The sequence below is a fragment of the Serratia sp. HNCC26DJ244 genome (assembly GCF_057180565.1).
The window spans coordinates 143,821-150,736 of sequence record NZ_JBXUGO010000009.1 but is presented as its reverse complement, the minus strand read 5'-3'; the positions used below and the strand labels follow the sequence as shown (position 1 = coordinate 150,736).

General features: G+C 46.1%; 8 protein-coding genes. 4 read left to right on the top strand and 4 right to left on the bottom strand.

Going from position 1 to position 6,916, the window contains the following annotated elements; genetic code table 11:
* Positions 1-297: 297 nt before the first annotated feature.
* Entirely contained in the window at positions 298-1,137 is an 840-nt protein-coding gene (locus tag AC2A06_RS09950; protein WP_484380156.1) for a WYL domain-containing protein, read from the bottom strand.
* A gap of 544 nt (positions 1,138-1,681) precedes the next feature.
* On the opposite strand from AC2A06_RS09950, the gene AC2A06_RS09945 reads away from it, so the two are divergent.
* The 3 genes from AC2A06_RS09945 (at position 1,682) to AC2A06_RS09935 (ending at position 3,554) form a co-directional block, all read left to right on the top strand.
* Positions 1,682-2,089, top strand: coding sequence for an MbcA/ParS/Xre antitoxin family protein (locus AC2A06_RS09945; protein WP_023492802.1), 408 nt, complete (start codon positions 1,682-1,684; stop codon positions 2,087-2,089).
* Entirely contained in the window at positions 2,086-2,775 is a 690-nt protein-coding gene (locus AC2A06_RS09940) for an RES family NAD+ phosphorylase (protein ID WP_484380155.1), read from the top strand. Before AC2A06_RS09945 ends, AC2A06_RS09940 begins: the two co-directional genes overlap by 4 nt.
* A 443-nt stretch (positions 2,776-3,218) precedes the next feature.
* A complete protein-coding gene (locus AC2A06_RS09935; protein WP_484380154.1) occupies positions 3,219-3,554 on the top strand; it encodes a hypothetical protein in 336 nt (111 codons plus the stop codon).
* A 302-nt stretch (positions 3,555-3,856) separates the two neighbouring features.
* Here the strand turns inward: AC2A06_RS09935 and AC2A06_RS09930 are convergent, their stop codons facing one another.
* The 3 genes from AC2A06_RS09930 to ubiT form a co-directional block, all read right to left on the bottom strand.
* Positions 3,857-4,396, bottom strand: a complete 540-nt coding sequence (locus AC2A06_RS09930; RefSeq protein WP_484380153.1) for a M949_RS01915 family surface polysaccharide biosynthesis protein — start codon at positions 4,394-4,396, stop codon at positions 3,857-3,859.
* Between the two features lie 177 nt (positions 4,397-4,573).
* Positions 4,574-5,077 (bottom strand): GNAT family N-acetyltransferase, encoded by a 504-nt coding sequence (locus AC2A06_RS09925; protein ID WP_023489005.1) that lies wholly within the window; start codon positions 5,075-5,077, stop codon positions 4,574-4,576.
* Positions 5,071-5,592, bottom strand: a complete 522-nt coding sequence (gene ubiT / locus AC2A06_RS09920) for a ubiquinone anaerobic biosynthesis accessory factor UbiT (RefSeq protein ID WP_023489006.1) — start codon at positions 5,590-5,592, stop codon at positions 5,071-5,073. Before ubiT ends, AC2A06_RS09925 begins: the two co-directional genes overlap by 7 nt.
* Before the next feature lie 325 nt (positions 5,593-5,917).
* Here ubiT and ubiU point away from each other — a divergent pair, with 325 nt between their 5' ends.
* A complete protein-coding gene (gene ubiU / locus AC2A06_RS09915) occupies positions 5,918-6,913 on the top strand; it encodes a ubiquinone anaerobic biosynthesis protein UbiU (protein ID WP_023489007.1) in 996 nt (331 codons plus the stop codon).
* The last annotated feature ends 3 nt before the right edge of the window (positions 6,914-6,916 follow it).

The window sequence follows — 6,916 nt, the reverse complement described above, 5'->3', positions numbered from 1 at the left end:
CAGCACCGAACGCCCTTGAATCGAGGTTCCATCACTTAGCATCTGTGTTTTAGCCGGGCACTTTTCGAAGCAAATTGCAGAGGCTATATTGTCGGTTTGCGCAGGCGATTTTGTTGAGAATCTCACTATTAATCATCCTTACCTAAAGGCGTTTATCCACGGACGTTAAACTGATTTCATAAGACATAGCCAAATAAGGTTTGTCATTGGAGTGAGAGCTTGCTACTAATAAAAACCCTTCACAATACTGTACAGAAATTCAGGTTAACTGAGATTACTAATCTATTACCTACACACTCACCAACTGTTAAAAAGCCATTGCTTGATGTCATCTCTGTTTACCAACACCAGTTGTTGAGCTTCGGGTTTTCCGTCAAGATATTTAGTGTTCACCTGCAATTCTTTCAGTAAGTAATCGGCAAGGGCTGCACGGGTTTTTATATGAAGTTGGTTATTTTCCATTTGGTAGTCGTTGGCGAGAACTTCTCGTTGGGCGAGAGTTAACCTCGGATCAGGTGATAGTATTAATGTGACATAGGTCTGCCAGGCTTCATCTTGAACGATGGAGTGGGGCGATGAACCTTCGATTGCTGCATTCTCACGGAACCGACTCAAAACAAGGTCACGAAATCCTTGAGATTTCTCACAATATCCACGGACATGGAAGCGGCTTCCCGCTTTGATAATGCTGTGTGGACTAAAAATCCGCCCCTCACTTTCGGGATTAGACAAGGATATATAGTTCACTTCTATTCGTAAGTGTTGATGAATAGCTTTCATTAAAGTCGTAATGACTTGACGTGGTACTTTGCGTTCAGGTAATTCAAGTCGAGTTACACAGGAATTGAGTAATCGGGGAGCCAATATAAAATAGCCGGTTTCAAGCCAGGAAAGAAAATCATCTAACCCACCATGAAAATATTGAGGCTGTTTATCATCAGCAAAGGCGTAATGTGCTTTATCTAGCTTAAGGAGGTGATTGGGGTGTAAATTTTGATAGTGAACAATGTCTTTGTAGGCCTGTTGTCGGGTTATGCTGAACTGATTTTCAAGATCTCTATTACGTACTTCTCCCATCCAAAAGGCCAGCATCTCCAAAAATGCGAATCGTTCGTGAGCTAGCTTGGCACTACTCATATGCCCTCCATGGAACATCGAACCTCATGCGAGGTCAACTACAGCATAACTGGTTATTATGCACTGTGAATAAGGCGAACTTTTGATCGCCATTAGAAACTGAATACACTTTTTATGACCGAACAGTGGCGTAGCGTGGTAAAGCCAGACTATCCTTGAGGTGAATCACCCTTGTTTTCTTGGCTCATTATTAGCCGTAAATATAGGCTAAAAACTTTTACGAAGCTAAACTATACCAGCCTAAAAATCAACCTACAGCATCAATTTGGGAACCAATACATTAGCTTCACCACATACAAGAGAAAAAATCTCACTCAGTGGTGACTGCAACTGAACAAACGATAGCCGTCATTAAAGACTTTCGTTCTGACCTTGGCCAGGTAACCGATTTGGTCCAATCAGTCGCCTGGATAAATAGCAGCCCGAATAATCTCTGGCTAGCAAGACGTATTACCAGTAAGCACCCAGTCTTCAAATAGACAAATACCATTAAATTGTCTACCATAAGACCAACTGATTCACCAATAGGAACCAGGAGAATGAGATGAAAAAGCATCTCAACACCGTTGCTAAAACCAATGCTAATCGTGACCTGGTGGCGGTGAGGGCGGCGATGGAAATTATGGATAAATGGGGCTGTACGGCGGAGCAGCAACAAAATATTCTGCAACTCTCCAAGGCTACGTTCTACAAGTACCGCCATGGGGAAACTAAAACCGCTTCGTTGAGCCATGACCAACTGACCCGAATCAGTTATCTGCTGAATATCCATTCCGCCCTGCGTATTGTGTTCAACAACCCAGAGAACGTTTACGGCTTTATGACCATGAAGAACCATAATCCCTTCTTCAATGGCACTACCCCGCTCTCGCTGATCGAAAACGGTGAGTTTGGTCATCTGCATGAAGTGGCTAAACGTGTCGATGTACTGCGTGGCGGGTTGGTCGGATGATCCACCCCGAGATCCCGCGCACCGCTGTCGTGCCGCTGCGTGGCTATCGCCTGATCCATACTAAATACCCAGCGGTTTCGGTGTTTGCTGACGTCGCCAGCCCGGAAGAGTTCGATATTCTGTTTGAGATCCAACAGATCACCAATCCACGCTTGGCAAACCAAGTGGGGAATCTCAATTTGCTGGCGCGTGAAGAGTGGGTATTGGGGATTCCGGGGGCGCACTACGCCATGGCCGCCTTTACCCACGTCAACCCTGACGGGAGCCGTTTTTCCAATGGAGACTACGGGGTCTACTACATCGCAGAAAGCAAAAAGACCGCCATTGCTGAAGTGTCCTATCACTGTGAACGCTACTGGCGCAAGGTGCCTGATCTCAAATTTGAATGCTTCGAATACCGCTGCCTAAACACTGAGCTCAGTGATTCCACCTTTGCCGATATCACCAGTCTGCCGCTGGAACACCCCTACTATCACTCAACAGACTATCGAGCTGCACAACAATTAGGGGCCGAATTGCGTAGCGCCCATGAGATTGGCATCACCTATCGCTCCGTGCGCCATCCCGGGGGGATCTGCTGGGGGCTGTTTACCCCCAGAACCCTCACCCGCATTGTTCCCTCTTCCCTGCACCAGATTATCTGGGATAACGGCATTATCTCGGTCAATCAGATTACTCGCGGGTAGCGATATTGCCGGGTAAAATCAGTTATGACATCTGTATGTCCAATGGGCATAAAAGACGACATTATGAGAAAGCCCCCGACCAACGGGACTTTTCCGCTAGTTTGCTGCGTGAATAGGTGGAATTGCACCTGTTTGGTGAAGAAAAAGCGCATTAGTGAGTCGGATATGTTGGAGAGATTCGAGGCGTTATTATCCTAGAATGCTGTCTTTGCCTCTTTTTCAAAAAATATACCGCTGTATGAATAGGGCAAGTATGTCAACTTAACGGCGGTTACCGTTGCAATAGATTAACTATGCCTGATTAAAAATCTAGTGAGACAGTACCAAACTCATATGGTACTATAATATAATTATCCGTAAGCAACTTATTTTTCATTGTTAATAATATGAAAGCGAGAGAACTAATACTGAAAAATTGTTTTTCATATCAAGAGCTATTGATAATGAAAAATGAGTATGTTAAAGCCATACATGATGTGTATGGGAAGGGTGTTAAAGTGGCCAGTGATGAGACATTTGAAAATTATATCCTTGTTATTGCCGATGCCGTAAGTACTGCTTTCTTCGCCGTAACTATTATCGGCTTCATTAACGTCAGCATAATGTTATATCTTCATGGGTTAACCAGAGGCCCATTCGCCATGTTTATTATAAGCATGATTGTCATAATGGGTGTAGCCATGCTAAATAGTAGAGCAAGAAAAATAAGAATAATAACCACATTAAAATTAATTAAGCTGAGGTTTAAAATGTTCATTTTTATGATCACTCCACCATAGTTTTCATATATCATGAGAGGAGTTCTCCCTTTTAATTGATACTCTTCTTATCTCTATAGTCACTTTTCTTCGTGATACTTATAGTCACCACAGGACATATCTTTAAATTTATCAATTAATCAGCCAGATTAGAACATTTCCATTGCAGTGTTTTTATTATCCCATTTAGCAATATGACCTTGCTTTACATATCTAAATAGCGTAACAGCTCCAGGTTTTTCAAATAGCTCTCTATTGGCTAAACGTAAAGGACTTTCCTTTAAGATAAGTCATTTTTAAGCGAAATATGGACAGACCATTAATCATTCGTCTTTTCTTAACGAAACTGCTGGCCATTTTTTTAGCATGTAATCGAGAAGCACTTTATTATTTTTCAAATTCTCTCCTGGTACCGGAGGCTCTTCGCCACCATAGGCATCATCGCCAATGATGATATGTTCCTCACCTCTCAGTGCATGCTTAATGCCGTTATAATAGGCGAAATACTTCACCGTAACGGGGTCAATCCCGCTGACACAACCGATTTTATAGGCAAACAAAACGACCTTCTCTCCATTACCGAATAAATCAATAACTTCAAAAGAGTCTGTAACCAGCGACAGAGCGACATCCAATGGGCAATTAGTTACCCCATCCTTTAACAACCATAATTCGGTATTAAGACTGTCATTTTTTCCATACACCTGTATTTGATTACGCTGGATAATAACCGATGATGAAAGCTGCTGTTCTCCACTATACCACTGAATTTTATATTGGTTATCAGGGGCGTTACCCGCATTAACCTCTGCCACATAGCACCCGGTTAAAATAAGAAAACTCAGCCAATTTATTATTTTCATTTGAAGATATCCATCAATTTTAATCTCTCTTTTCTTTGAGACTTTAAGCCATTTTTCGTTACTTAGGTTAAACAACCACGTGCATAAATTGTGATGGCTAAGAAGGAAAGTCGCAGAATAATGGGGGAGATCAACCAAGAGGCCAGTAGCAGCCTCTTGGATTAAATGTCTAGGGGGTTAAAAGCGGTTAAAGGGCGCTGAATACGCCACCAGCCCATTGGCGCCATGCAGTGCATCCTCAGCCAACGGGTAAACCTGAAATGCGGCTTCGGTTCCCGGCCAGCGGCAGTGTAGATCATACTGAGCGGCAGCTTTAAAGCCAAAACGCCCGTAGTAGGCGGGGTCCCCCAGTACTACCACTGCGGCATAGCTGAACTCGTTGAGTGCATCCAGCCCTTCATAAACTAACTTTTCTGCCAACCCCTGGCGGCGTTGATCCTCTGCCACCGCTAAGGGAGCCAGAGCCACCCATAAACGGTCCTCTCCGGCAACTTCAACCGGGCTGAAAGCGGCATAACCCACCACGCCCCCTTGTTCATCAGTAGCAACAACCCCTAACGTCAGTAAGCCATCCTCACGCAGTTGTCGTACCAGGTCCGCTTCATCATCCCGGCCAAATGCGTCACGCAGTAAAGCATCAATGCCTGCTGCATCCACCGGTATCTCAACACGGACTAACATGGCTGCACCACACGGGAAGCGTACACCGTGTCCTCTTGCAGACCCGCCTCAACAAAATCAGCCAACTGTAACAGCCCAATGCGCAACGGCGCTGGCATCGCATCAAGATCGATGGCGTCCATCAGGTTTTTAACATAGAGTCCCAATTCCGTATCTCCTTCAATCTGCAACCTGCGCTGGAAAAACAGCGTGTCGGGATCTTGCTTACGAGCAGCAATCAAGATCAGATCGTTGGCCTCACCACTGAAGCTCACATCAGCCTGCGCCTGTTGGCTCACCACCAGCTTATCGTTCTCTACGGTCATAAACCATTGTAGTGCCAGGTCGCGCACTTCAATTTTCAACCAGCGTGATTCAAGAAATGCCAAATCTCCATCGGCCAGCGCTTGGCGAAATTGCCAGCCCAGCAATTGTTCCAAAAGCTGGCGCTGCAGAGCAAACGGCGTGAATTTTAGTGGCACACGTAATAGTGACGGCCCTTGGCGCACAATGCGCGCTCGTAGTTTTTCCAACACGTTCACTCACTCCTTTCCACTCAATTTTAGATTATTTTGCCACATTAATGCCCCAGATAACCGATCTATCCGCAGAATCATTCACTGCAAGGGGGATAAAACCCGTCATCAAGGTGGTTTTGTAGCGCTGACACCCTTTCTATCATCAATCAATACGCCAGAAACTGCCCCAAATCAAAGCCTGTTAACTTCGGGTTTACTAGAATTAGCCTCCCGCAATATGAATGAACTTGGATATAACTCCGCCACCGGATAATCATGTTGACCGGCAACATTTATCACCACGTGTCCCTCGCTGGGTACACGGCTGAATCAGGATAGACCTATGGAGCTGCTTTGCCCCGCCGGTAATCTGCCAGCATTGAAAGCTGCAGTAGATAATGGCGCAGATGCGATTTATATCGGCCTGAAAGACGATACCAACGCACGCCACTTCGCCGGGTTGAACTTTACCGAAAAAAAGTTACAGGAAGCCGTCGACTATGTACATCGGCATGGTCGCAAATTACACATCGCCATCAATACCTTTGCCCACCCGGATGGGTATGTCCGCTGGCAGCGCGCTGTGGATGTCGCAGCGCAATTGGGAGCAGATGCGCTGATTCTGGCTGACTTGGCGATGCTGGAATACGCCGCTGAACGTTACCCGCAGGTGGAACGCCATGTCTCGGTGCAAGCCTCTGCCACCAACGAAGAAGCCATTCGCTTTTATCAGCGCCACTTTGATGTCGCCCGAGTGGTGTTACCGCGCGTGCTTTCCATGCATCAGGTCAAGCAATTGTCGCGTACCAGCCCGGTGCCGTTAGAGGTTTTTGCCTTTGGTAGCTTATGCATCATGGCTGAAGGGCGCTGTTACCTCTCCTCTTATTTGACCGGTGAATCCCCCAATACCATTGGTGCCTGTTCCCCGGCGCGCTTTGTACGCTGGCAACAAACTGCACAAGGGATGGAGTCGCGGCTGAATAATGTGCTGATTGATCGCTATCAGGATGGCGAAAATGCCGGTTATCCAACGCTGTGTAAAGGCCGCTATCTGGTGGATAACGTGCTTTATCACCCGCTGGAAGAACCTACCAGCCTCAATACGCTGGAATTGTTACCAGAGTTATTAGCCGCCAATATTGCGTCGGTGAAAATTGAAGGCCGTCAACGCAGCCCAGCCTATGTCAGCCAAGTAGCACGGGTTTGGCGTCAGGCGATTGATCGCTGTATCGCCAATCCGGCTACTTATCAGCCAGACGCCGCCTGGATGGAAACGCTCGGCGCGATGTCAGAAGGGACCCAAACCACACTGGGTGCCTATCACCGCAAATGGCAGTAGTGA

Excerpts from the sequence above, each read along its gene's own strand:
- AC2A06_RS09945 (WP_023492802.1), top strand. The coding sequence starts at position 1,682 with ATGAAAAAGCATCTCAACACCGTTGCTAAAACCAATGCTAATCGTGAC.
- AC2A06_RS09930 (WP_484380153.1), bottom strand. The coding sequence starts at position 4,396 with ATGAAAATAATAAATTGGCTGAGTTTTCTTATTTTAACCGGGTGCTAT.
- ubiU (WP_023489007.1), top strand. The coding sequence starts at position 5,918 with ATGGAGCTGCTTTGCCCCGCCGGTAATCTGCCAGCATTGAAAGCTGCA.
- AC2A06_RS09950 (WP_484380156.1), bottom strand. The coding sequence starts at position 1,137 with ATGAGTAGTGCCAAGCTAGCTCACGAACGATTCGCATTTTTGGAGATG.
- AC2A06_RS09925 (WP_023489005.1), bottom strand. The coding sequence starts at position 5,077 with ATGTTAGTCCGTGTTGAGATACCGGTGGATGCAGCAGGCATTGATGCT.
- AC2A06_RS09935 (WP_484380154.1), top strand. The coding sequence starts at position 3,219 with ATGAAAAATGAGTATGTTAAAGCCATACATGATGTGTATGGGAAGGGT.
- AC2A06_RS09940 (WP_484380155.1), top strand. The coding sequence starts at position 2,086 with ATGATCCACCCCGAGATCCCGCGCACCGCTGTCGTGCCGCTGCGTGGC.